Genomic DNA, 20,354 nt, shown 5'->3' with positions numbered 1-20,354 from the left:
GCACGCTGGCCGCTGGGCAGCATCCCCCTGGACGCCACCCGCTAAGACCCTGGAATTCGTGTCGGAGGCTTGTGAGAGGCTGCGGGCATGCGGATCCTCCATACTTCCGACTGGCACCTCGGGCGCACCTTCCACGGCCGGGTGCTCGATGACGCCCAGGCTGTCTTCGCCGAGCACCTGATCGAGGTGGTCAAGGCCGAACGCGTGGACGCCGTCGTCATCTCCGGGGACGTCTACGACCGCGCCATCCCGCCCACCGCCGCCGTCCGCCTGCTCGACGACACCCTGTGCCGCCTGGCCGAACGCACCCGCGTGGTGGTCACCCCCGGCAACCACGACTCCGCCCAGCGGCTCGGCTTCGCCGCCGCCCTGCTGCGCGAGGGACTGGACCTGCGCGTGCGCGTGGCCGACGTCGACCGGCCCGTCGTCATCCCCGACGCCGCCGGCCATCCCGGCCTGTACGTCTACGCCCTGCCCTACCTCGATCCCGACGCCGCCCGCGAGTCCCTGCCACCCCTGCTGGCCGCACGCCTCGGGGAGGGGATCGTCGAACCGGAGGCGCAGGCCGACGCCGCCTCTCCCGCCGACCCGGCGGCCTTCCCCGGTCCCCCCGATGCAGCCGCGCCCGTACCCGCCGGCGGTCCCGCCCTGCTGCCGCGCAGCCACGAGGCGGTTGTCTCCGCAGCACTGCGGCTGGTGGCGCACGACTTGGCTGAGCGGCGGGCCGACGACCCGTCCAGGGTGCCCGCGCTGGCCATGGCGCACGCCTTTGTCGTCGGCGGGCAGGCGAGCCCCGACTCCGAGCGGGACATCCGCGTCGGCGGGGTGGACTCCGTGCCGGCGGGCGTGTTCACCACGCTCGGCGGCTCGCCCCTGGCCGACGCCTCCGGCGGGCTCGACTACGTGGCCCTCGGACACCTGCACCGCCCCCAAGAGCTGCACTCCCCCGCCGCCGGGGCCGACACCGCCACGGCCGACGCGCCTGCCGCTGATGCGCACCCGTCCGCCGCGCACGCCCCCGCACGCCCGCGCCTGGTCTACTCCGGCAGCCCGCTGCCCTTCTCCTTCCCCGAGGCCGACGCCACCAAGTCCTCCGTGCTGCTGGAACTGGGCCCCACCGGCGTGACCCGCATGGAACGGATCCCCACCCCCACCCCCTACCGGGCCACCACGCTGCACGGCACACTCGATCAGCTCCTCGCCCCCGCGAACGCGATCTACACCCGCGACTGGGTGCGCGTGGAACTCACCGGCCCCATGCCCCCCGGCACCATGGCCCAGCTCAAGGAACGGTTCCCCAACCTGCTGGCCTTCTCCCACACCCGCCCCGAACAGGCCGAGCGCGAAACCATCACCGTCACCCGCGCCTCCGACCCGGTGGACGTGGCCGACCGCTTCCTGACCGAGATGCTCGGTCACCGCCCCACCCCGGCCCAGCACGCCATCATGGCCGCGGCCTACGACGCCGCCCGCGCCGAAACCCAGCTCAAGGAGGACCGCTGATGCGCCTACACCGCCTGACCATCACGGGGGTGGGCCCCTTCCCCGGCACCGAGACCATCGACTTCGACCGCTTCGCCGACTCCGGCCGCTTCCTGCTGACCGGCCCCACCGGATCGGGCAAGACCACCATCATCGACGCCATCGTCTTCGCCCTCTACGGGGAGGTCGCGGACTCAGACGGGTCCTCCAAGCAGCGCATCCGCTCCACCCTGGTGGCCCCCACCGCCCCCAGCGAGGTCGAGCTCGTCTTCTCCACCTCCGCCGGCGTCTACCGGGTTGTGCGCACACCCGAGTACATGCGCCCCAAACGGCGAGGCAGCGGCACCACCAAGCAGAACGCCTCCGTGAAGCTGTGGCGGCTGTCCGCCCCGGACGGGAAAGCCCTAAGCGAGCCGATCACGCGCATCGATGAGGCAGGCCAGGAGATCCTCCGGATCGTGGGTCTGGACCGTGGCCAGTTCACCCAGACCGTCATCCTGCCGCAGGGGAAGTTCGCCCAGTTCCTGCGCGCCGAATCCAAGCAGCGCCGCCAGCTGCTGCGCGACGTATTCGGCACGGGCGTCTTCGATCACATGCAGGAGGCGCTGCGTATCCGCGGCCGTGCCCTGGAGCAGCAGGCGGAGTCTGCCCGCCAGGTACTGCGCGCCCGCGCCGAGATCCTGGCACCCCTGCTTTCCGAATCCGACCCCCCGGCGACTACCGACACAGGCGACGCCGCCACCGACTCCCCCGCCGGCGGCCCCGTAGGCACCGCCGCCGACATGCAGTCCCCTGCAGCAAGCGCCGACTCTCCCGGGGAAGACGGCGGCGAACCAGTCTCCCCGCCGCCCTCTCCCGCCGCACAGCTGGAGGCCCTCGTGTCCGCCCGCGTGCCAGATGCCGGGGCCATCACATCCATAGCTCACGCCGCCGTCCAGGCCGCGCAGGCACCGACCGAACCGGCGCAGCATGCCCTGGAGGCGGCCGGCGCCGCGCGCCAGGAGGCGGTCGACGCCGTCAACGCCGCCATCGCCCTGCAGGACCGCCTGGACCGGCGCGCACGCCTGGTGGCCGAGCAGCAGCAGCTCAACGCCAGCGCCGCCCAGGACGCCGCCGACGCCGCCCGTGCGAAAGCGGCCCGGCAGGCCGCCTCCGTCATCCCCGTGCTGGCCCGCGCCCAGGACTCCGCCGACGCCGCCCGCACCGCACACACGCAAGCCATCACGGCCTTGGAGGAGAACCGCCCGCCCACCACCGGCTCCGACCCCGGGAACAACACCACAACCCCACTCACCATCGCCGAATACGAACCCGCCCGCGCATCGCTGGAGGCGCTCACCGCCCTGATCCCAGCCACCGACACACCCGCACCGGCCGACGCGGATTACGCGGAGGCGCTCCCCGCCCTGGACGCCCTCACACAGGCCGCCCGCACCATCACCACCCGCAGCCACGCCCTGCGCACCCGAGCGGGAACACTCAGCGCCGTCGTCAAGCTGGAAGACGGACTGGCCGCCCGCGCCCAGGAGGCGGAGACCGCCCAGCAGCGCCTCACCGCCAACCAGGCAGACACCGAAGACGCCGCCGCCCAACTGGCACAGCGGCCCGAGTTGCAGACCGAGCTGGAAGAGGCGCTGGCCGCAGCGCGCGCCGCCCAGGCAAGAGTGCCCGAGCTGCGCCTGCAGCGGGCCGCCTTCGCCGAGCGCCTCGAGGCATCCCAACGCGCCGACGCACTGGACGGCCAGATCGCCGCCACGCATGACGCCGTCGAGGCCGCCACCGCCGCGGCGCGCGACGCCAACGCGCTCGTCTCCCAGCAGCGCGAGGCCTGGATCAGCGCCACCGCCGGCTCGATCGTCACCGAACTCGTTGACGGGCAGCCCTGCCCGGTGTGCGGCTCAACCGAGCACCCCGCCCCCGCCGTCCCCGACCAGGGGACCGTCTCCCGCGCGGACGTCGAGGCCGCCGAGGCGGCGCAACGCCAGGCCGACGCCAAGCTGGCGGCACAGGTCAAGACCCACGAGGCACTGGTCGCCGAGCAGGCCACGGCCCGCACCGCCGCCGGGCAGTCCCCCACGGCACAGCTCGCCCAGGCGCTGGAGGCCGCGCAGCGTGAACTCGACTCCGCACAGCAAGCCGCCGCACCAGCGCCAGAACTGGAGTCCCAGCTCGCCGACTTCACCAGCACAACCGAGCAGCTGCGCGAACAACTCGCGCAGCGCCGGGCCGAGCTAGCGCAGGAAGGCGCCCGGCTGGACTCCCAGTTTGAGGCTCTCGCCCGGGACCGGGAGAACTGCCGCACCGCGCAGGGCGCCTACAACTCCGTCGCCGACCACATGCGCGCCCTGAGCGATGCCGCCGAGGCCACCGGCCAGCTCGCAGCCCTACTCGCTCAGGCCGCCGAGGCCACCCGGACGGCCACGCAAGCCCGTACCGAACTGGCAGATGCCGTCACCCAGGCCGGCTTCGTCTCCGCCACGGACGCGAACGCCGCCTACCTGCCCGGCCAGAAGCTGACGGAACTGGAGCAGAAGGTCGCCGAGGCGGCCGCACGGCGCGAACGCGTCCGGCACGGCCTGACCCAGGATGAGGCGATCGCCTCCCTCACCGGAGAGGAGGAAGCCGACGTCGTCGGCGCGCGCCAACGGCTGGATGCCGCCGAATCCGCCTACCAGGCGGCGGTGGAGAAGCGGGAGCAGGCCCGCTCCCACCTGGCCCGCGTGCAGGAGGCCGCCGACGCCGTCAGCGACGCCGCCACCGCCCTAACCGCCGTGGTCAAGGACTCCGCCGCCCTGTGGGAGGTCGTCGCCGTGGCTTCCGGCTACAACGACTCCGCCACCCCCCTGGCCACCTGGGTGCTGCTAGAGCGGTTCAAGGAAGTTCTCGTCTTCGCCAACCAGCGCCTGTCCCAGATGTCTGCGGGGCGCTATGAACTCGTCCACGTAGACGACGAGGTCGGCTCCAGGAGCCGCACCGACCGCGGACTGGGGCTCGGCATCATCGACCGCTTCTCCGACTCCGGTGTGCGCGGCCCCAAGACGCTGTCCGGTGGGGAGACCTTCTACGTATCCCTGTCCCTCGCCCTCGCCCTGGCCGACGTAGTCACCGCCGAATCCGGCGGAGTGACCATGGAAACACTGTTCATCGACGAGGGCTTCGGCTCCCTGGACCCCGAAACCCTCCAAAACGTACTTGCCGAGCTGGGCCGCCTACAGGCCGGCGGACGCACCGTCGGCATCGTCTCCCACGTGGAGGAGCTGCGCCGGCAGGTAGCAGACCGCATCGAGGTCACCCGCTCGCCCGCGGGCTCCAGGCTGCGCGTCATCGCCTCCTGACTGAGCCGCCGCCGGCAGCTCACCCCTCCCTGTGTGATCAGTGTCGGTCTCGGCGTGTCACTTGTGCCGGTCTCGGCACGTCACTTGTGCCGGTCTCGGCACGTCACTTGTGCCGGTTTCGGCGTGTGATTAGTGCCGGTCTCGCGGGGTGGCGGCCAGCTCCTGCGCAAGCGCGGCACGCTCGGAGACGTCATACCACAGCAGGTCCGCATCTGCGGCACGCTCAAAGGCAGCCTCATCCCCGGTGCGCGCGGCGCGCACATCGGCCTCCGCCTCCGCCTCGTCCACCAGCAGCGCAGCCACCTGGTCCCACTCCACCGGCGCGGTCACCTCAACCGTGCCCGGAAGCACGTCGCCCACCACCGGCACCTCCCGCACCTGCGCATCCTCAACATCCGCGGCGATCACTACGCGTCGATCCGCCTCCGCCTCCGCGCCAGGCGCGGCCAGCAGCAGCACCGAGGAGTCCGCGGCGCACAGGCTCGCAGAGACCTCCAGCCCCTCCTGATCCTCCTCGGGAAACGCGTCGGCCAGCGCGGGCGTGACCGCATGGGCTATACGGGGGCTGATCCGGACGGCGGACAGGTCGGAGGCAGTGGCAGGAAGGTAAGCACGCATGGGCCAAGTGTGCCCGATTCCAGCCGGTGCGCGGCACGACCCGGACGGCAGGGCAACACTGAAATCCGGGGCGCCGCGCCCAGCAAGCGCAGCGGGCCCCCACCCCAACGCCTCCACCCGCTTGGCGTGGCACCACAGGTGTGGTGAGCTGCGGTCATGAACTGGGACAGCCTCCTGGCCGATCTGGAAAGCCGCTTTGACGCAGAGCGCCGCGCCGACCTCGCCGCCGAGGCCGCAGAGCTCGCCGAGGCGGAAGTAGCCAGCCTGCGCCTGGCCGACCGGCTACACGGCGCCGTCGGCCGCACCGTGCACCTGCGCACCCGCGGCGGAACGTCCGTGGACGGCGTCGTCAGCCGCGCCGAGGAAGCCTTCGTACTGCTCACCGAGAGCGAGGGTATGCAGTCACTTGTGCCGTTGCACGCAATCGCCCTGGCCACACCCCTGCCGGGCCCAGCACCCGCGCCGGCCGGACGCCGCCCCACCATCCAGGCGGTACTGCGGCGGCTCGCGCGCGCCGGCGCACGCGTGCGCGTGGTATTCGCTGCAGGCGAGTTCACCGGACGGCTCGCCCGCGTGGGGGCCGACTACATCGACGTCATCCACGACGGCGCCGCCCCGGGGCGCGCTCCCGGCGCGGTCACCATCGCCCTGCCGATGATCGAGGTGATACGCAGCCGCTGAACGCATCAGCGGCGCCGCGCACGCCCAGTCCGGGACCCGGGCTAGGCGTCCGCGCCCCTGGTCGCCCGCAGCGATCCGGCCGCCACCATCGCGCGAGTCGCCGCGAGCTGGCGCTCCACGTACTCATCAAAGGCGCTCTCCGGCACGCGCCACAAGTGGCGGGCCCCCACTTGAATCGCCGGGAGCTCACCCGACTGGATCAAGGCCCGCACCCCCTGGGCAGACAGCTGCAGGTGCTCGGCTACTTCAGCGATGGTCAGAAAACTCTCCGGCATGGCACTATGCTCTCACCATCTTGCCGTATACGCCATAGCTGAACATACTTGTGGATAATCAATTACACTCCCAAGGTGTTCAACGGCAGCACACATGATCAAGGAGGGCCCAGTGAGTTCCGCGCGACGAAGCGCACCCAGCCCGGCTGGGGCCGCACGCCCAACCCCACGCAGGCGCCCGCGCCGCCCCACCTGGCGTGATCCGCGCCTGGCCGGCGGACTGGTGCTGATCGGAACCGCGGTGGCCCTGGGCGCCTGGGCCGTCAACGCCGCGGCAGACACCGAGCAGATCTACATCCTCTCCCGCGACGTCGCCCCCGGCACCGACCTGACCGCGGACGGCGTGCTGACCCTGGTTGACTCCCACCCCGGCACCACCGTGTACGTGGCGGCGGGAGAGCTGCCCGAGGACGCCGTCGCAACCCGTTCCCTCCAGGCCGGCGAGCTGCTGCCATCCGGGGCGATCGGCCAGGCGGCGGATGTCGACCTGCGGTCAGTTGTGCTCAATCTCGCCTCGGGACTGCCCGCGGGTACGGCCGCGGGAGACATCGTGGACCTGTGGGCCCTGCCCGCCGCCCAGGTCACGGCGCAGGAGCCCGGCCAGGCCGAGGTTGTTGCACGCGGGCTGCTGATCGCCTCGATAGGCGAGGCGGGCCCCAGCCTCATCGGCGGCTCCAGCCTGCAGGTGGAGGTGCTCGTGCCTGAGCAGGCAGTCGCCGACGTGCTCAGCGCCGTCGGCGCGGCCGGCCCGCTCGTGCTGGTGCCCACCGGACAGGGACAGTGATGACCGAGCCGCAAGCAGCCCCATCCAGTCCGCACGGGGTCCTACTCGCGCTTTCCGGTGACGACTCCAACATCCTGCGCGCCCTCGACGCACCCGGTTCGGGGCTGAAAGTGGTGCGCCGGTGCGCCGACACGCCGGAACTACTCAGCGCCGCCATGGCCGGCCTGGCCACACTCGTCGTCACCGACACCGCCTTCGACGACCTCGACCGCACGGTGCTTGACCGCCTGCGCCGCGCCGGCGCGTTCGGACTCCTGCTCGCGCCCGATGCCGAGCGCGAGCGGTGGGCGGGAGCAGGCTGGCCCGTGGAATCTGCCGAAACGGCCGCGGCCGGCATCTGCGCCCGCTTGCAGAGCATCGCGCGCGGCCTCGAGGACCCGCCCCAGCCGCCATTTCCTCCGGCAGCACCGCGCGCATCCGCACCGAGCCCGCCGACGGCCGAGCGGGACCTGTGGGACGAGTTCGACGCCGCGACCCCCACGGCACCACTCGCCCCCACGCCAGATCTGGCTCCGAGGCCAGTGCGCGCGCACGCGAATGAGGCGGACAAACCTCGAGGACGGCTGGTAGCCGTGTGGGGCCCGCAGGGCGCCCCCGGACGCTCCACGATTGCCGCCGCACTGGCCGCCGGACTCAGCGCTGGCACGATTTTGGTGGATGCAGATACTCAGGCCCCCTGCCTCACGCAGTTACTGGGCCTACCCGAGGACTCCTCCGCCCTGGCTACCGCTGCACGGCTCGCCTCCCGCGGCCGCCTGGACCCCGAGGCGCTGGGCCGCATCCTCATACCGGTGAGCGAGGACCGGCGCCTACTGTCCGGTCTGGGCCGAGCGGGCCGATGGCGCGAGCTACCGGCGGCAGCCATGCCGGAGGTGTGGGAACAGTGCCGGCGCGCGGCCGCCTGGACCGTCGTGGACGTGTCCGGGGGCCAGGTCGACGACGCCGTCGACGACTTCACCCTGGAGCCCGGTCCCGGCGCCGTAACCGCTCACCTGCTGCGCAACGCCGATGTGGTGGTGATCGTCGGCGCCGGCGATCCGATCGGCATACGGCGGCTCTTGCAGCTCATCGACGATCTGGATGGGGGCACCCGGCCGACCGGGCGCATTGAGGTGGTTGTCAATCGGGTGCGGGCCTCCGCCGCCGGCCCTTCACCACAGCAGGCCGTCAGGGAGGCACTTGCACGCTTCGGCGGCATAGAAGAAGTCACGCTACTGCCCGACGACGCGGCTACCGCAGACCGCTGCCTGCTGGAGGGGCGCAGCGTGCTTGAGGCCGCGCCGGGATCTCCCCTGGGCCGGGCACTGGCGGAGCTGGTGGACCAGATCGACCCGCGCTCGGGGGCCAGGCGCAGCGCGGGACGAGCAGCCCGCGGGGCCCGGCTCCGCCGCCTGACAGCGCGAAGGGCGCCCCGACGCTCCAGGACAGCCGGCGCCAGCCCCAGCCGCACCTCGCCCAACCACAGTGCGCCCGGTGGCGGTCGGCCGGAAGATGCAGCTAGCGCCGTCGTCAACCGCGGCGCCCCTGTAGCCCAGACGCCCGGCCCGCTCGTCGGAGCCAGCACCCCTGCGCCCCCACCGCCACCGGCGGAGACCGGCCCGGACGTGCCGCAGGCGCCGCCTACCGCCGCTACCAGAGCAGACTCCACCGGCCTCCTCGCCCCGCCGCCCGGCCCGGCCGACTCCCGGGCACGCAACCAGGGCGGACGGCACCGCGCCTGAGCGCCGCACACTCACTGAAACCCTCACCGCCAACCCGCAGGCGCCGGTACGAAACCCGGCGACTGCGGGTTGAGTACATCCAACCGGCACTCAGGCACACCCAGCCTCATTCAACACACACTTGACACATCTCAATCGCTCTACAATGATCTAACATCATCAAACATCATCACCAGCGATGGAGCGAGTCATGTGTGCAGCTACGTCATCAACGCGGACTACTCAAACCCTGCGGCACGTACGCAGCCACGTTGCGCTTGGCACGATCGGCGTGCTGTCCGCAGCCCTGATCCCAGTGCTGGCGAGCACCGCCGCCAACAGCGCCCGCAGCCTCCTGGAGCTGCCGACCGCCTGGTGGGGCAGCGCCCATCTGACTGCCGCAATCACAGCCCTCGCCTGCACCGCCGGAGCCCTGGGTGCACTCTGGCACCTGCTATCCGTGCTCCTCGCGCTTGCGGCCGGGGCCGGCAACCGTCATGGCGCCTCCGCCCCCGGCAATCCGCCGAGCAGGAGCACCCGAGCAGCTGCGCGGGCACTACAACGGTGGGGCGCGCCCCTGGTGCGGCGGATCACCGCCGGCGTGCTGGTCGCGGGAATCACCACCAGTCCGGCACTCGCCGCCCCGGAATCGGAGGTCGGCACCGATGACCTCGGCTGGCAGCCGACCGTGACGGTACCGACTGACCCCGACGCCGCGGCCCCGAGCTCGCCCCCGTCCGCCCCTGCACCAGACTCCGCACCAGACTCCGCGCAGGAACCCGGCTCATCGGAGTCCCATACCGTGGCCGTCGGCGAGTCACTGTGGTCGATCACCGCCGAGCTGCTGGGCCCGCAGGCCTCGCCGGCGCAAATCGCGGACGCCTGGCCGCGCCTGTACCAGGCCAACACCCAGGAGATCGGCACCGACCCGGGGCTCATCCACCCCGGGACCGACCTGGACGTCCCCACACTCACCGACCAGCCCAATTCCTGAACAAACACCCGCTGCGCGCACAGACGCGCGCCCGTCACCGCGCAGGAGAAGCGTCATGTCCATCCTCACCGTTCCCGATACCCGCCCCGACGCCGTCCCCGCCGCAGCGCGTAGGCACCTACGCGCGCTCGAGGCAAAGGAGGACGCCGCGCACCCGGCCGGCCGGAACCGGCGCCGCACCGGCCCGACGCCACCGCTACGGCCCGTCCCGGGCCTGCGCACCTCGACGAGCAGCCCCGCCGGGGCGCTGGTTCCGCGTCCGGTCCTGGAGGGCACCGAGCGGGCCGAGGAGTGGGACCGGCTGCACTTTCGCCCCTCCCTGGGCACCGGCGGCACCGCCAGTCGGCAGGCACCGGGCACCGGGGATGACATGCCGGACCCGGCACGTTTCGCCGCCGTAGTCGTGACCGCCGCTGCAGAAGTACTACACGGCCAGCGCCGAGCCGACCACCTGGCGCGCTGGACCACGCCGGAGCTGTTCGAGGCGCTGTCCCGGCGGGCAGGACTGGCACGCAGGCTCCTGGGCCAGGCGCCGACGCGCGTACGCCCGCGCTCGGCCCACGCCCAAAAGTCCGATAACGGCACCTGCGAGGTGACGATCCTGCTCGACGACGGCGCCCGCGTACGCGCTGCGGCGGCCCGGCTTGAGGCCTTTCGGGGCCGCTGGCTGCTGGCTGCCCTGGAGATCGCCTGAGGCCCGAGCCAGGTGGCATCCGCCCACCGGGCGGCACCAGCACCCTGCTACTTGCGCCGCTTCCTGGCCGCTGCCCGCCGCTGCTTGCGGTTGCCTCCGCCTGCTGCAGAGGCGGCCGGCCGCGTTGCGCCGCCGGCAGATGCACCGGCGGCCGCGGGCCGGGCCGCGTCCCGGCCTCGAGCCGCGGGCTCGGTGGCCGCAGTAGCGGTGCCGTCCTCCGAAGGCGCCGTGTAGGTCAGGCGCTGCTTCAAGGGCTCCTGACCGGCAGCCCCCATAACCGAGGCCACGGCGGCACTGCGCCCGCGGGCGGGCCGCTCAGTGGCGGACGGCGCAGCGGTACCCGCCGCCGCGGTAGCAGACTCGCCCTCCGCATCCGCCTGCGCGGCTGCGGCGCGGGCGGCCGCGGCATCGAAGCGGGCGGCGTTGGCGAACACCTGCTCGACGGTCTCCTCCCGGATCCCCTCCATCATGGCCTTGAACATGTGGGCGCCCTCGTTGGCGTACTCCACCAGCGGGTCCCGCTGGGCCATGGCGCGCAGGCCGATTCCCTCCTTCAGGTAGTCCATCTCATACAGGTGCTCGCGCCAGCGCTTGTCCACAACGGCCAGCAGGACGCGCCGCTCCAGCGCACGCATGGGCTCCTCCCCCAGCTGCGCGCGGGCAATGGGGTTGTCATTGAGACGCTGCTCGGCCTCCTCATAGGCAACGGCGGCGTCATCGCTGAGCTCGGCGGACAGGCGCTCGGTGGAGAGCAGGTCGCGACCGCCGACCTCCTCGATCAGGTCCTCCTGAGTGACGCTGACCGGGTAGACGTGCGCCAGGTCATTCCACAGGGCGTCCAGGTCCCACTCGTCGGGGCGTCCCTCCTGCGTGCGGGCGGCCACGATCGTGCCCACCGCCTGGGCGCGGAAGCCGGCCAGCTGCGGCTCCAGGTCCTCCCCGTCCAGGACGCGGCGCCGCTCGGAGTACACCTTCTCGCGCTGCTCGGTCATGACGTCGTCGTACTTCAGGACGTTCTTGCGGATCTCGTAGTTACGCGACTCGACCTGCCGCTGGGCGGAGGCGATGGCGCGAGTGACCATCTTCGACTCGATCGGCACGTCGTCGGGGTAGGCGCCGGAGCTCATGATGCGCTGCGCAGCCCCGGAGGCGAACATGCGCATCAGGTCATCCTCCATGGACAGGTAGAAGCGCGACTCACCCGGATCCCCCTGGCGGCCGGAGCGCCCGCGCAGCTGGTTATCGATACGGCGGGACTCGTGCCGCTCGGTGCCCAGCACGTACAGCCCGCCCAGCTCGACGACCTCGTCGTGCTCCGCGGCGCAGGACTCCTGCGCCGCCGCGAGCGCCTCGGGCCAGGCCTTCTCGTACTCCTCGGCGTTCTCCTCCGGATCCAGCCCCGCCTCCTTCAGGGCCGTCACCGCAATGTGCTCGGCGTTGCCGCCCAGCATGATGTCGGTGCCGCGTCCGGCCATGTTGGTGGCCACGGTGACGGCGCCCTTGCGGCCCGCCAGGGCGACGACGGCGGCCTCACGTGCATGCTGCTTGGCGTTGAGGACCTCGTGCGGGATGCCGCGCTTGTCCAGCAGCCGCGAGAGCTGCTCGGACTTCTCCACGCTGGTGGTGCCCACCAGCACGGGCTGGCCGGCCGCGTGCCGCTCGGCGATGTCATCGACGACCGCGGCCAGCTTCGCGGCCACGTTGGTGTATACCAGGTCCGGCTGGTCCTGGCGGATCATCGGCTTGTTTGTGGGAATTGGGACCACGCCGATCCCGTAGGTGCCGGAGAACTCGGCGGCCTCGGTCTCGGCGGTACCGGTCATGCCGGAGCGGGATCCCTCCGGGTACAGGCGGAAGTAGTTCTGCAGGGTGATGGTGGCCAGGGTCTGGTTCTCAGCCTTGATGTCCACCCGCTCCTTGGCCTCAATGGCCTGGTGCATGCCCTCGTTGTAGCGGCGCCCGGGCAGGACGCGGCCGGTGTGCTCGTCGACGATGAGGACCTCACCGTCGCGCACGATGTAGTCCTTGTCCAGGTGGAACAGCTCCTTGGCCTTGATGGCGTTGTTCAGGAAGCCGATCAGGGGCGTGTTCTCCGCCTCGTAGAGGTTGTCGATGCCCAGGTAGTCCTCCACCCGCTCGATGCCGGGGGCGAGCACGCCCACGGTGCGCTTCTTCTCATCGACCTCGTAGTCGCGGCCGGCGCGCAGGCGCTGGGCAAGCTTGGCGAACTCCTTGTACCACTTGTTCACGTCACCGGTGGCGGGGCCGGAGATGATCAGCGGCGTGCGGGCCTCGTCAATGAGGATCGAGTCCACCTCGTCGACGATCACGAAGGCGTGCCCGCGCTGGACCAGGTCCTCCGGACGCTGGGCCATGTTGTCGCGCAGGTAGTCGAAGCCGAACTCGTTGTTGGTGCCGTAGGTGATGTCGCACTGGTACTGCTTGCGCCGCTGGGCGGGATTCTGCGTGGCCAGCACGCAGCCGGTGGACAGGCCCAGGAAGCGGTGCACGCGCCCCATGAGGTCGGACTGGTACTCGGCCAGGTAGTCGTTGACGGTGACCACGTGGACGCCCTTGCCGGTCAGCGCGCGCAGGTAGGAGGGCATGGTGGCCACCAGGGTCTTGCCCTCACCGGTCTTCATCTCCGCGATGTTGCCCTGGTGCAGGGCGGCGCCGCCCATGATCTGCACGTGGTAGGGGCGTTGGCCGAGCACCCGGTCGGCCGCCTCTACGACGGTGGCGAAGGCCTCGGGAAGGAGCTCGTCCAGGGTCTCCCCGTCGGCGTAGCGCTGCTTGAACTCCGCGGTCTGCTCGCGCAGCTCCGCATCGGTGAAGTCCTTGTAGTCCTCGGCGAGGGCCTCCACCTGGGTGGCGAGGGCATCGAGCTTCTTGAGGGTCCGTCCCTCACCGATGCGCAGGATCCGGTCGACAATCGACACGCTGGTATCTCCCCTGGTAGCTGGTGGGAGCCCGCCGCGGCGCGGCCCCTTAGGCGGGCGGGCCCCGTGCCCGGGCGGACCGGGCGCGAACTCCGCCATGGTATGCCATCCCGCCGACGCCGCCGCGGACGGATCAGTGCTATCGCTCACCGCAGAGCCGCGATTGCGCTTCGCCGGCCCGCCACCTGCTGCCCGCTCCTTGCGGCCCTGTCCTTGCGGCCCTATGCCCTGGCAGCCCCGCCCCATCCGCCGCCTCCCGTCGCGTCCTGCGCCCCCGTCCACAGGCGCTCCCGGAGACAGCCCCCAGCAGTTCCCTGTGGAGGCCCCGGGGCAGTGGCGTGCGCGCGTGCAGCCGGCCCAGCACACTGGCCGCATGCCCCCGTCCCGCTCCGGCACGCTCACCGCCGCGCTGCGCCTCACCCTACCCGTGACCTGTGCGGGCTGCGGCCGCTGGGACGTCGCCCTGTGCCAGGAGTGCGCCGCGCTGCTCGCCGCGCAGCCGCACCGGGTGGAGCACGTCGACGCGGCCGGCGACCTGCCGGTATGGGCGCTTGCCACCTACGCAGGCCCCATCCGCGCCCTGGTCCTGGGCTGGAAGAGCGGAGCGCGGGAGGACTTGGGGCGCCTAATGTCCCAGGTGGGGCAGGACGCGGGCGGATGGCTCGCAGCCCACCTGCCGGACCAGGTGGTGGCGGCCGCAGCCTCGAGCGGGCACCTGCTGGTAGTGCCGGCGCCGTCGGGACTGCGACGGCGCGCACGCGGGCTGCTGGTGGCGGCGGACCTGGCCGACGCCGTCGCGCGGGGCCTGGCAGCGGGCTGGCCTGCTGCCGGCACCCCGGGGCCGGCGCGAGCCGTGACGGTGGCCAGCACGGACGTGCTGCGACGTCGCCTCGGTTCCGGGGGCGTGCACCAGGCGGGCCGCTCGGCGGCCCAGCGGCGGGCGAACCGCTCCGAGCCGCCGCGGGTACTGGCACCGGTGCAAGGCGCGGGAGTAGTGCTGGTGGACGACGTGGTGACCACCGGGGCGACCCTGGGCGCCTGTGCGCGAGCGCTGCGGCAGGCCGGGGCGGTAGTCGGGGCCGCCCTGGTGGTGGCGGCGGCTCCCCCGCCGGCCCGCGGGCGCCCGATCACGGTCCCCGGCGGGCCGGTACCCAGCGGGTCGGCACCCGCCCGTCCCAGTCGGCCACGCACCCAGGTCGACCCCAGTGGCGTACCGGCCCAGCCGGGCACCGCTGCGGACGCGTAGCCCGCGCCCCGGTCTGCTGGGACGCCCTCACGCACGGGCCACCAGGGCATCGGCGTCCCGGCTCCACCGCGAACGGTGCGCTGTACGTGGCGGCCCCGGAAATGGTGTAGCTTATGTGTCGTAACACACACGGCAGCGCGGCGCCGAGAGCAGATTCCGCGCCCGGTTGTACACCGGCAGCACACAAGGAGGTGGCCGACCACTCCGAAGCTCGTCGCAAGGTGCGGCGGGTGTTTCCCCCAGCCCGATCCCCTCACAAGGATCACTTGGACTTAGAAAGAGGTTCCACCATGGACATCAACGTCGTCGGCCGCAACGCGGAGATCAGCTCGCGCCTGCGGGACTACGTCGAGGAGAAGGCAGCCAAGGTCGAGCAGTTCGACCCGCGCGTGCAGAGAGTCGAGGTCGAGATCACCCATGAGCGCAACCCGCGCCAGGCGGACACGGCCGAGCGCGCTGAGATCACGGTGATCTCCAAGGGCCCGGTAATCCGGGCCGAGGCCAGCTCCTCGGACCGCTTCGCGGCCTTCGACATCGCCATGGGGAAGCTGACCGAGCGCCTGCGCCGGGCACGGGACCGGAAGAAGAACCACCGGCGCTACATCGTCGACCTCCCGGAGTCGGTACCGCCCGCGCCCGCCGAGGAGCCGCAGCTGCCGGACACCGATGACCTCCCCATCGAGGACTCCCCCACGGCTCCCACCGAGCCGGGCGTGGCCGTGGAGTCGCAGTTGGGCGACTCTCCTGTGGTGGTGCGGCAGAAGCTCCACGAGGCGGTACCGATGACGGTCGACGAGGCGCTGTACCAGATGGAGCTGGTCGGTCACCCCTTCTACCTGTTCATTGAGAAGTCCACGATGCAGCCCTGCGCGGTCTACCACCGGCACGGTTGGACCTACGGCGTGATCCGCCTGAACGCCCAGGTCTCCCCCGCCGACTGACCCCCGCGCACCCGGCCGGATCGGTCATTCACCCGCCCCGCATGCGCTGTGCCGCATGCGGGGCGCGCTGTATGCCGGTGCCTGCACCGGCCGGCATGGCCCCACCGCCGTCCCGCCCCTGCCTGCGCCTCAGGGCAATGGGTAGGCGATGTCCGTCACGTCGGTGGCGCTTACGCGCCAGGCTGTGCCGGTCTGCTGCCAGATGCGCCCCGCCGCGTCGGTGAGCTGCACCGCCCCGGTGGCGCGGTCGGCGGTGATGGCAACCGCTGCCGGGGAGGTGATCGTGGTGGCAAGTGGCCCGCCGACTGGAACCCGCAGGACTCCGGTCGGCGTCTGCCCCTCAGGGGCCGTGGGCAGGACCGCGATGCTCAGCGCGTCGTACCACACGACTGCGCCGGTGCGCGCCCCGGTCGCCGCAGGCAGCTCGAGCGGCTCGCCCAGGCCTGCCGGAGCGCCCTCGTCACGGGTAATGGCCGCCACGCTAACGCGCTCGTCGGCCGCGCCCGTGCCCGCGCTGTGACGCACCACGATGCGGCTGGACTCGGCTGAGACGTCAAAGGAAATCACCTTCCGACCGTCCAGCCAGGCGGCGGCCGGCCTAACCCTCCTACCACGGTCGTCAACCGCCAGGAGCTCGCCCTCGGCACCGGTCCAGACCCAGTGGTGGCGGTCGGCGACAGGCGGCAGCAGCCCGACGCCGCCGGGCCCGGCCGCAGCGCCCGGGTCGGGGTCCTCCCGCGCGCCGTCCTGCGCATCCTGCTCTGCGCCGGTCCCCGAGTCCTCCCCGGAATCGGCATCGCCCACCGACATAATGACGTCCGCCGCGCTCTGCCCCGGCGGCACGCGCAGCAGGCTCGAACGGCTCAGGACGTAGACAGTTCCATCCGCGCCCAGCGTGGGGTGGGAGGCCGTTCCTGCACCCAGGGTCTGGGCCGTAACCAAAGTGGTTCGCGTCGAGGTTGTCCCCTGCACCACCGCCCCCAGGCACATTCCGACGACCGCTCCCGGCGCCGCATCAACCGCGGGCAGCGGCGCCGCGCCACCGAGCTCCTCCCCGTCCGCGCGCACGACGACACCCCGTACCTGGGTGATGTCCGCCGCCCCGACCAGGGTTGCGCGTATCTGCGCCACCACAAGTGCTGCCTGTGAGCCCTCCAGCGCGTGGGGACCGCCCAGTCCGGTCAGGTCCACGTTCGCGACGCCCGCCTCGACGACTACACCGTCATCGCCTACCGCGGCCGCCTCGGGCACCGCCGTGGTCGCACCTGCGGCAAGCCAGTGCGAGGGCCCGCCCAGAAGCGCCTCAATCAGGCGGCGGGGAAACTCGTGCCGGGGCAGCCACCGCAGCTCGGGTACCAGGCGGGAGTGGTCCGGGGTCAGGAAGAACAACGGGGCCGATGCGAAGCCCGCGCTCAGGTCGCCATCGGACAGCAGCATGCCGGCGGGCAGCTCGGCGATACGCCACTGGCCCGAGGTGTTGGCGCTGAGCACATAGTGGCAGGCATGGTCGGGCTCGGACGCCGCGGTGAACGCTCCGCCCGCGTCGATAGTGCCGATCAGGTCCACCGTAACCGTGACCTCGTGCTCGACTACCGTGACGACGGGCATGGTGGAGCCCTCGTAGATCCCTACGCTGGCGCTCGGCTGCCAGGAGGCGGAGGCGGCATCGGTGAGGAAGGCCCGGGCGGTGGCGAAGTCATCGAACAGGCCGGCTACGCAGGCACGCAGGAACCCGGTGACGATCTCATCCGGCGTCGCGCCGTCCACCGGGCCGGCCGCGGTCTGAATGAGCTGCTCCTCGGTGATGCCCGGGAGATCTGACTCGGTGATCTCTCCGGACGTGGGCAGCGCCGTGCACGCGGCGAGCGCTCCCCCACCTAGGAGCATGGCGGCGAGCATGCTGCGCCGGGGCATCTGCCGAGTGAGCCCGGGCGCAGCGGAGGAGCCACTGGACTCGGCCCCAGTCACCGGCGCACCTCCCCCTGCTTCCTGCGGGCGTCCACGTCCTCCGGGGTGCGGGCGCTGGGGCCCTCCCCGGAGCCGTGCGCGCCGGCAGGTACGGGCGGCTCCGGCTCACCGCCCGACAGGGCCGCTGGGGCCGGGGCCTCAGGCTCCTCCTGCTCCACGTCGCGCTCGACGTCCGAGCGCCGAGACGCCGGAGACGGCGTCAACGCCGGGACCGCCGGCGGGACCTGGCCAGGCTCCACGGTACGGGCACCGACGCGGGAGACCGGCGGGGCGTCGTCGGGGACCACGTCCAGCGGTCCCGGCTTGGTGAAAGCACCGGGGGTGGCGTCGGGCCCGAGGCGGCGCGGGAGGGTGAGCAGGAAGGAGGCGCCGTCGGCCGGCCACCCCCAGGCCACGAGCGTGCCCCCGTGCAGGACGGCGTCCTCCAGGGAGATGGACAGGCCCAGCCCGGTGCCGCCCAGGGTGCGCTTGCGGGAGGGGTCGGCGCGGTAGAAGCGGTCAAAGACCTTCTTGACCACGTCCGGGCTCATGCCCACCCCGTGGTCGCGCACACGTACGGCGACGGCGTCGTCACTGGCGGCAACCGTGATATCGATGGGTGAGCCCTCCGCGTGCTCGAGCGCATTGACTATCAGGTTGCGCACGATGCGCTCCACCCGGGCCACATCCACCTCGGCGACGGCGGGAGCATCGGGCAAGTGCAGGCGGATCGGGGAGCCGGAGGCCTCTACGTGCACGGCAACCAGGTCGAGCACGCCACGTACGACGGCGCTGATATCCGCCTCCGCGGATCGCAGCTGGACCCGTCCGGAGTCGATGCGGGAGATCTCGAGCAGGTCGGACAGCATCTGCTCGAAGCGATCAATCTCCCGCATGAGGATCTCCAGGCTGCGTGCGGCGAAAGGATCCTTGATCTCGTCACGCGCCTGCCAGATCTGCTCGGCCGCCAGCCGAATGGAGGCCAGTGGAGTACGCAGTTCGTGGGACACGTCGGATACGAATAGCTTCTCCACCTTCGACAGGCTCTCCCAGGCCTGAATCTGCGCCTCCAGGGAATCGGCCATGTTATTGAAGGAGCGGGAAAGGGTAGCGATCTCGTTCTCCCCCGCCACTGGCAGCCGCTCCTGGAGGTGCCCGCCGGCCAGCCGCTGGGCGGCCAGGGAGGCACGGCGCACGGGGATGAGTACACGGGAGGTCAGGGCCCACAGGCCCAGCAGCAGCAGCAGCAAGAAGCCTGCGCCGGCGATGATGATGGCGCGGGTAGCCAGGTCGATGACGTGCTGCTCTGGCGCCAGGGTATAGACGAGGAACAAGTCGTACCCACCCGCCAGGGGCAGGTTGATCCGGGAGCCGACGACCAGCCCGGGGTCGGTGCCGCCGTGGCCGTCGGGGATGCCCACGGGCTGGGAGTACTGGGCGCCGGGTGCGCCTGCCTCCACCTGGGCCGCGAGCTCCTCGGTTATGAGCGCAGCCAGGTCGGCATCGGTGGCCAGGTCGTTGATTATGGTGTTGGAGGCCTCACCGGAGGCCCGGCGCAGTGCTACCCCCTTACCGCCCGCGCCCGCGAAGGAATCGTTGATGGCTGACAGCTGCGCCTGCGCGGTGGCGGTCAGGTCCTCAGCAGTTTCAACCGCGGCCGCGTCGAATACCGATTGGGTGGTCACTGCCCGCTGGCGGGCATCGGCCAGGATTGCGGCACGCCGCTCGGCGAAGACGTCGTTGCGGATGGTTATGGTGACGGCAACCAGCAGGACGGCGATGAGCACCACTCCGGTCACGGTCGCGAACAGCACCATGGAGGTGCCAAGGGACCGGCGTGCCGCCCGCAGTGGGGACGGCGCGCCTTGGCGCCCCGCGTTCCGGACCGGGCTCTGGGCGTCCACGATCAGTGAGCCGCGAGGCTAGGCCTGCGGTGCGGGCGGGGCCCAGAGGCCACCGCGCCCGCAGTCACTTGCCGTCGCCGGCGCGGTAGCCGACTCCGCGTACGGTGACCACGATGCTGGGGTGCTCCGGGTCCTTCTCGATCTTGGCGCGCAGGCGCTGCACGTGAACGTTGACCAGGCGGGTGTCTGCGGCGTGCTGGTATCCCCAGACCTGCTCCAGAAGCTCCTCGCGCGTGAACACCTTCCAGGGCGTGCGCGCAAGGGTCACCAGCAGGTCGAACTCAAGGGGAGTGAGGTTGATGACCGTCTCTCCGCGGTGCACCTGGTGGCCGGAGACATCGATGTCCAGGTCCCCGGCGCGTACGTGCTCGGCGCCATTGGCGTCGATATTGCGGCGCAGGCGGGTGCGCACGCGGGCGAGCAGCTCCTTGGACTTGAACGGCTTGGTGACGTAGTCATCCGCGCCGGCCTCCAACCCGGCGACCACATCCTGGGTGTCCGTACGCGCAGTGAGCATGATGATCGGCACATCGGACTCGGCGCGGATCAGCTTGCAGATTTCCACGCCGTCAATGCCGGGCAGCATCAGGTCCAGCAGGACCAAGTCCGGGTCTGTCTCCCGGAAGGCCTCCAGAGCCTTCGCGCCGTCGGCGCAGAAGGACGGAGTGTAGTCCTCCGCCTCGAGCATGATGCCGATCATCTCGGCCAGGGCAGTGTCATCGTCAACGACCAGAATGCGAGTGCGCATGGCGCCTATCTTGGCACGTAGTCCAGCCACAAACGCCACCGATATGGTGCACTATGACTTTCATCA

General features: G+C 71.6%; 15 protein-coding genes. 9 read left to right on the top strand and 6 right to left on the bottom strand.

What is annotated here, in order from left to right:
- Nucleotides 1–87 precede the first annotated feature (87 nt).
- Nucleotides 88–1,503: an exonuclease SbcCD subunit D gene (locus GZ998_RS13310; RefSeq protein WP_219109220.1), complete on the top strand. Its 1,416-nt coding sequence runs from the start codon at nt 88–90 to the stop codon at nt 1,501–1,503.
- Entirely contained in the window at nt 1,503–4,817 is a 3,315-nt protein-coding gene (locus tag GZ998_RS05120; RefSeq protein ID WP_219109219.1) for an AAA family ATPase, read from the top strand. Before GZ998_RS13310 ends, GZ998_RS05120 begins: the two co-directional genes overlap by 1 nt.
- A 129-nt stretch (nt 4,818–4,946) precedes the next feature.
- Here GZ998_RS05120 and GZ998_RS05115 read toward each other — a convergent pair whose 3' ends face one another.
- Complete coding sequence (locus GZ998_RS05115) at nt 4,947–5,435, bottom strand: DUF6912 family protein (RefSeq protein WP_219109218.1); 489 nt, start codon at nt 5,433–5,435, stop codon at nt 4,947–4,949.
- Between the two features lie 156 nt (nt 5,436–5,591).
- Between GZ998_RS05115 and GZ998_RS05110 the strand changes: the two genes are divergently transcribed.
- Nucleotides 5,592–6,116: a Fis family transcriptional regulator gene (locus GZ998_RS05110; RefSeq protein WP_162678448.1), complete on the top strand. Its 525-nt coding sequence runs from the start codon at nt 5,592–5,594 to the stop codon at nt 6,114–6,116.
- 41 nt (nt 6,117–6,157) lie between these two features.
- On the opposite strand, the gene GZ998_RS05105 is transcribed toward GZ998_RS05110, so the two are convergent.
- A complete protein-coding gene (locus GZ998_RS05105) occupies nt 6,158–6,391 on the bottom strand; it encodes a helix-turn-helix domain-containing protein (RefSeq protein ID WP_161924556.1) in 234 nt (77 codons plus the stop codon).
- Nucleotides 6,392–6,503: 112 nt separating this feature from the next.
- Here GZ998_RS05105 and GZ998_RS05100 point away from each other — a divergent pair, with 112 nt between their 5' ends.
- The 4 genes from GZ998_RS05100 (at nt 6,504) to GZ998_RS05085 (ending at nt 10,563) form a co-directional block, all read left to right on the top strand.
- Nucleotides 6,504–7,175 (top strand): hypothetical protein, encoded by a 672-nt coding sequence (locus tag GZ998_RS05100; protein WP_308807166.1) that lies wholly within the window; start codon nt 6,504–6,506, stop codon nt 7,173–7,175.
- Nucleotides 7,175–8,896, top strand: coding sequence for a hypothetical protein (locus GZ998_RS05095; protein ID WP_162678449.1), 1,722 nt, complete (start codon nt 7,175–7,177; stop codon nt 8,894–8,896). Before GZ998_RS05100 ends, GZ998_RS05095 begins: the two co-directional genes overlap by 1 nt.
- A gap of 190 nt (nt 8,897–9,086) precedes the next feature.
- On the top strand, nt 9,087–9,869 hold the full coding sequence (locus tag GZ998_RS05090; RefSeq protein ID WP_238994140.1) for a LysM peptidoglycan-binding domain-containing protein: 783 nt from the start codon (nt 9,087–9,089) through the stop codon (nt 9,867–9,869).
- Nucleotides 9,870–9,924: 55 nt separating this feature from the next.
- Nucleotides 9,925–10,563, top strand: a complete 639-nt coding sequence (locus tag GZ998_RS05085; protein WP_219109217.1) for an Rv3235 family protein — start codon at nt 9,925–9,927, stop codon at nt 10,561–10,563.
- 47 nt (nt 10,564–10,610) lie between these two features.
- On the opposite strand, the gene secA is transcribed toward GZ998_RS05085, so the two are convergent.
- Complete coding sequence (secA, locus tag GZ998_RS05080; RefSeq protein WP_162678450.1) at nt 10,611–13,502, bottom strand: preprotein translocase subunit SecA; 2,892 nt, start codon at nt 13,500–13,502, stop codon at nt 10,611–10,613.
- Between the two features lie 373 nt (nt 13,503–13,875).
- Here secA and GZ998_RS05075 point away from each other — a divergent pair, with 373 nt between their 5' ends.
- Both GZ998_RS05075 and hpf read left to right on the top strand, forming a co-directional pair.
- The gene (locus GZ998_RS05075; protein WP_219109216.1) at nt 13,876–14,748 is read left to right on the top strand and encodes a ComF family protein; all 873 of its coding nucleotides are present in this window, start codon (nt 13,876–13,878) and stop codon (nt 14,746–14,748) included.
- A gap of 290 nt (nt 14,749–15,038) precedes the next feature.
- A complete protein-coding gene (gene hpf / locus GZ998_RS05070) occupies nt 15,039–15,689 on the top strand; it encodes a ribosome hibernation-promoting factor, HPF/YfiA family (RefSeq protein WP_161924560.1) in 651 nt (216 codons plus the stop codon).
- Between the two features lie 129 nt (nt 15,690–15,818).
- Here hpf and GZ998_RS05065 read toward each other — a convergent pair whose 3' ends face one another.
- The 3 genes from GZ998_RS05065 to mtrA all read right to left on the bottom strand — a co-directional run bounded on the left by GZ998_RS05065 (nt 15,819) and on the right by mtrA (nt 20,288).
- Nucleotides 15,819–17,603 (bottom strand): LpqB family beta-propeller domain-containing protein, encoded by a 1,785-nt coding sequence (locus tag GZ998_RS05065; protein ID WP_161925411.1) that lies wholly within the window; start codon nt 17,601–17,603, stop codon nt 15,819–15,821.
- 50 nt (nt 17,604–17,653) lie between these two features.
- Nucleotides 17,654–19,540 (bottom strand): MtrAB system histidine kinase MtrB, encoded by a 1,887-nt coding sequence (mtrB, locus tag GZ998_RS05060; protein WP_272927750.1) that lies wholly within the window; start codon nt 19,538–19,540, stop codon nt 17,654–17,656.
- A 64-nt stretch (nt 19,541–19,604) separates the two neighbouring features.
- Nucleotides 19,605–20,288 carry an MtrAB system response regulator MtrA gene (gene mtrA / locus GZ998_RS05055; RefSeq protein WP_161924562.1) on the bottom strand — a complete coding sequence of 228 codons (684 nt, stop codon included), beginning with the start codon at nt 20,286–20,288 and terminating at the stop codon, nt 19,605–19,607.
- Nucleotides 20,289–20,354: the final 66 nt, after the last annotated feature.

The sequence above is a fragment of the Actinomyces sp. 594 genome, assembly GCF_019325145.1.
Lineage (GTDB): Bacteria > Actinomycetota > Actinomycetes > Actinomycetales > Actinomycetaceae > Actinomyces.
The sequence above is the reverse complement of the archived record's forward strand: the minus strand, read 5'-3'. Positions and strand labels throughout refer to the sequence as shown.

Bases quoted from the DNA above. Each gene is read 5' to 3' on its own strand.
- GZ998_RS13310 (WP_219109220.1), top strand. From the start codon at position 88: ATGCGGATCCTCCATACTTCCGACTGGCACCTCGGGCGCACCTTCCAC.
- GZ998_RS05120 (WP_219109219.1), top strand. From the start codon at position 1,503: ATGCGCCTACACCGCCTGACCATCACGGGGGTGGGCCCCTTCCCCGGC.
- GZ998_RS05115 (WP_219109218.1), bottom strand. From the start codon at position 5,435: ATGCGTGCTTACCTTCCTGCCACTGCCTCCGACCTGTCCGCCGTCCGG.
- GZ998_RS05110 (WP_162678448.1), top strand. From the start codon at position 5,592: ATGAACTGGGACAGCCTCCTGGCCGATCTGGAAAGCCGCTTTGACGCA.
- GZ998_RS05105 (WP_161924556.1), bottom strand. From the start codon at position 6,391: ATGCCGGAGAGTTTTCTGACCATCGCTGAAGTAGCCGAGCACCTGCAG.
- GZ998_RS05095 (WP_162678449.1), top strand. From the start codon at position 7,175: ATGACCGAGCCGCAAGCAGCCCCATCCAGTCCGCACGGGGTCCTACTC.
- GZ998_RS05090 (WP_238994140.1), top strand. From the start codon at position 9,087: ATGTGTGCAGCTACGTCATCAACGCGGACTACTCAAACCCTGCGGCAC.
- GZ998_RS05085 (WP_219109217.1), top strand. From the start codon at position 9,925: ATGTCCATCCTCACCGTTCCCGATACCCGCCCCGACGCCGTCCCCGCC.
- GZ998_RS05075 (WP_219109216.1), top strand. From the start codon at position 13,876: ATGCCCCCGTCCCGCTCCGGCACGCTCACCGCCGCGCTGCGCCTCACC.
- hpf (WP_161924560.1), top strand. From the start codon at position 15,039: ATGGACATCAACGTCGTCGGCCGCAACGCGGAGATCAGCTCGCGCCTG.
- GZ998_RS05065 (WP_161925411.1), bottom strand. From the start codon at position 17,603: ATGCCCCGGCGCAGCATGCTCGCCGCCATGCTCCTAGGTGGGGGAGCG.
- mtrA (WP_161924562.1), bottom strand. From the start codon at position 20,288: ATGCGCACTCGCATTCTGGTCGTTGACGATGACACTGCCCTGGCCGAG.